General features: G+C 46.4%; 1 protein-coding gene. It reads right to left on the bottom strand.

Going from position 1 to position 845, the window contains the following annotated elements:
• Positions 1–845, bottom strand: an 845-nt coding sequence (gene tuf / locus MD588_RS25885; RefSeq protein WP_265700831.1) for an elongation factor Tu, incomplete at both ends; no start/stop codon positions are given.

Genomic DNA, 845 nt, shown 5'->3' on the forward strand with positions numbered 1-845 from the left:
CCGCCTTCATCTTTAGAAAGAACATAGATTTCTGAAGTGAAAGTAGTGTGTGGAGTGATTGAACCAGGCTTAGCAAGAACCTGACCACGCTCAACTTCGTCACGCTTAGTACCACGTAGAAGAACACCAACGTTCTCACCAGCACGGCCTTCGTCAAGAAGCTTACGGAACATCTCAACACCAGTACAAGTAGTAGATGTAGTTTCTTTGATACCTACGATTTCTACTTCGTCACCTACAGTGATGATACCTTGCTCAACACGACCAGTTACAACAGTACCACGGCCCTGGATTGAGAATACATCTTCGATTGGAAGGATGAATGGTAGATCGATTGCACGCTCTGGCTCTGGGATGTAGTTATCTAGAGCTTCAGCTAGTTCAACGATCTTGTCTTCCCACTCTTTCTCGCCGTTTAGAGCGCCAAGAGCAGAACCCATGATTACTGGGCAGTCATCACCTGGGAATTCGTACTCAGATAGAAGTTCACGAACTTCCATTTCTACTAGTTCTAGTAGTTCTTCATCATCAACCATGTCACATTTGTTCATGAATACGATGATGTAAGGGATACCAACCTGACGACCAAGAAGGATGTGCTCACGCGTCTGAGGCATAGGACCATCAGTTGCAGCAACAACTAGGATACCACCATCCATCTGCGCAGCACCGGTGATCATGTTTTTAACGTAATCGGCGTGTCCTGGGCAGTCAACGTGTGCGTAGTGACGAGTTGGAGTATCGTACTCTACGTGAGAAGTAGAGATTGTGATACCACGCTCGCGCTCTTCTGGAGCGTTATCGATAGATGCGAAGTCTTTAGCTTCACCACCGTATACTTTTGA

The organism is Photobacterium obscurum, assembly GCF_026191635.1.
GTDB lineage: Bacteria > Pseudomonadota > Gammaproteobacteria > Enterobacterales > Vibrionaceae > Photobacterium > Photobacterium obscurum.